The organism is Ruegeria sp. HKCCD8929 (assembly GCF_013031405.1).
Taxonomy (GTDB): domain Bacteria; phylum Pseudomonadota; class Alphaproteobacteria; order Rhodobacterales; family Rhodobacteraceae; genus Ruegeria.
Map to the genome: position 1 here is coordinate 1 of NZ_WPZY01000106.1, position 2971 is coordinate 2971.

General features: G+C 53.2%; 2 protein-coding genes. One reads left to right on the plus strand and one right to left on the minus strand.

Annotated features, from left to right (window positions below):
- Nucleotides 1–332 precede the first annotated feature (332 nt).
- Entirely contained in the window at nt 333–1304 is a 972-nt protein-coding gene (locus GOX53_RS29060) for a hypothetical protein (protein WP_171182360.1), read from the plus strand.
- Nucleotides 1305–1577: 273 nt separating this feature from the next.
- Here the strand turns inward: GOX53_RS29060 and GOX53_RS29065 are convergent, their stop codons facing one another.
- Nucleotides 1578–2192, minus strand: a complete 615-nt coding sequence (locus GOX53_RS29065) for a hypothetical protein (protein ID WP_171182361.1) — start codon at nt 2190–2192, stop codon at nt 1578–1580.
- Nucleotides 2193–2971: the final 779 nt, after the last annotated feature.

The following is a 2971-nucleotide window of genomic DNA, read 5'->3' on the forward strand; positions in this document are numbered from 1 at the left end:
CTGGAACTACTTCAAGGCTGCCGGCTATGTCTCAGGTTAATGGCGGGAGGCTTTAGGAAGCGGGCTCGGGCTCGACGCTCCCCAAGGTCGAACATTCGCGCACTGCGCAGCATCCTGCAATACGGGCTACACAACACCTTCGCCGCGCCGATCACGAATGGCCGGTCCCAGCCGCTACGCCCATTCGCTACGCCGTGCATGAGCGCGAACAAAGCGGACAAAACTGCCGCCCGCCGCAGTCAGGTCAATGTCAGCTGTCAGAAATGACGGTCAAGAATGGTCATTCTTGCGGTAGCGGGCTAATGGTCAATCCAAGAGCGAAGTGAGATGCTATGAGAAATGCAACATGGGAACCCGCATCGGTAGAAACGCTAGCCCTGCAAAGCGGCGGTGTTTCTATAGTCGGCACTTCCGTCGACCCTTGCGGAAACGCATTGGTACTAACTGCTAACAAAGACGACCAAGCCAAAGCGTCTGAGAAAGAAACGCGAGGGATTGGTATATTTCCAAAGTCGCGTTCACCGTCGGATTTGGCCTTTTCGCTCACCGTTCAAAGAGATGCGGGGGCAGAAACGATCAGCCTTCCACCACTAAATATTACCTTCCCCTACTTTGATCTTTTTTCAGATGGTGGATGCCTTTTGGTCGGTGCAAGAAGCTCTTGGCGCTCTGAAAGTGATTTTGACTTGAACGGCGCGTTGATCGGACGCGGAACAAAAACTGCAAAGCGCGTATGCTTTGGAGACGGTATTGAGGGTGTTGGAATAGATAACTTAGACCGTATCTGGGTCTCTTATTTCGATGAAGGCGTATTCGGTAACTTTGGCTGGTCGCACCCCGGACCAATTGGGCTTGGCGCCGGAGGGATCAACTGCTTCGACCGAGAGGGAAAGTTGCTCTGGCAACATAATAATGAAGACGCATCCGAACACATCGATGATTGCTACGCCATGAATGTCAGCTCATCGGGGGTCTGGTTCTATTTCTATTCGGCCTTCAAGGTCGCAAGGGTTACAGAAGACTTTTCGGTAGAGTACTTCGAAACATCGATAGGTGGAGCGAATAGCTTTGTCACTGATGGTCACCGGTTTGTTTTTTCGAGCCAGTATCGCGAGCCAACCACAACTTTCCATGCGACGAACTTGTATAAGGGAAAACTGGTTCACAGACGTAAGCTTTCACTAATTCTACCTGAGGGGACCAGCCCCGATCAGATAAGAATGACTGCGCGCGGCGAAAAACTTCACGTGTTTTCTGATCGGCATTGGTTAATCTACGACCTGGCGTCATTGGACTACGGATAGAGATGCCACTTTGTGTGGTCCTTTAGAAACCTCTGCGACCTAACGGACGGCGTAGCTGGACCGGCCATGCGCACTAACGCAGCATCTGTCATTTTGGCTCGCTATGGGAGGGTTGCCAACTGATCTTGTTCTCATTGTGGCATCCGTTAGATGCGTTGTAGAACGGCGTTTGCCATAGGCCGCCGCGTCGAGTTAAGAAGCGCTTACGTCAGATATGACTTCAGTCGCAGCTATTCGCTACCGGCGCAACGCAACACGCCTGCGTTCAGTCGCCTACTCGTCGAACGGTTCGGTTCTGACCAGATTTTCCAGTTCCATCAGCGACAACGACTCTGTTGCGGGTGTAAGCTGATGTTCAGTTACGATCTCGCCGTCATCGACACGCACCGCCCTCAGGCCGGTATACTGACCTTCATTCTCATCATAGCCTTCCAGGACTTCGTAGTTGTACCCATTGTTTGTGAATTCGAGCTTTAAATAGGTCGTCCCAGGCCGGGTGTAACGCCGATATGTGAATTTCTCAGACCAGCTTGCCCCACTGGCAGGATAGACCAGTTCCACGGCTCCCGGTCTCCCAAAGCGATACGTAAGATGGCTGGGTGTGCTGTTGTCACCCTCTGTCATGCATATTGAAACGATTTTTCCGTTGGTATTGGAGGTTGCATTAAAGACAACCCAATCCTCGCCTGCGCACAGGGTCGGATAGGTCACAAAATCCGCGTCAGTTGCCCCGCTGTCGGCCGTTTGGATGATAATCGGGTTCGACTGTTGCGCGACTGAGGGTCCAGAGAAGACTGCCATCATGGCCGCCGAGAACATCCAGCTTCGTAGCATCTTCGTATACAGTTCCTTTAAGAAGTTCGATTGATCGATGAACGGTGCGCGCATGTCCGCCGTCAGATAACTTGTGACAAGGCGGCTTGATCAATATCGGAGGCCTTGGCTCGTTGTGGTTTCAGTCTATGCCGAGGTCTGTCAGTGCAGCAAGCGGCGCGTCTCGATTGTCGCAGCAGAACGCAGCGAAAGGGCGGTATGAAATTCCGCGCGATCTACACAGGTGAATGACCGGTCCGGTGAAAAGCAGCTGCGCCGCCGAATTTTTCGCACCGCAGCTGCGAGGGTTTTTTTTGGGTCAACATACTCGCGAAGAAGAGTGAGCCTTGCGCATCAAGTTCAAAGGTAGGTTGTCGCCAGAACATAGATTATGAAGACGGCAGCCCAAAGGAACAGAACTGTAATGAATCCTACGAGGCCCATGAAAGACACGCTCAGAAAATTAGCGTTTGGGATCAGTCGTATTGCGTGAGGCGATGGCGCATCTGCGCCGTTCACAACTTGCTGCACGTGCGATACTTACGCCACCAATGAAGGTCTGGTAGGGGCTCTCAAGGAGCTGTTGAGGCTCGCCGCAGAGAATGGCGGCAGCGAGCCCACACCGGAACTCTTGAAAACTCGCTGCGCGCGCACGCCGCGTGAAAATCTCTGCACGTGCTCGGATGATGATGCTGCGCGGCGGCGGAAAGTGCGGTCATTGATGCACGTCGCGGCAAGGATTGCGGCGGCAATTCACAGGTCGCGGGACTTTCCTGACCTTCCTCCGAGGGCTCCGAAAGAGCTATAGCCAAAAGTTGGTGATGGCCCTGAGGGGCGGCATATCATGGCGTTGT

What these genes read in the sequence shown, in the direction of transcription:
- GOX53_RS29060 (WP_171182360.1), top strand. Translation starts at nt 333, where the DNA reads ATGAGAAATGCAACATGGGAACCCGCATCGGTAGAAACGCTAGCCCTG.
- GOX53_RS29065 (WP_171182361.1), bottom strand. Translation starts at nt 2,192, where the DNA reads ATGCGCGCACCGTTCATCGATCAATCGAACTTCTTAAAGGAACTGTAT.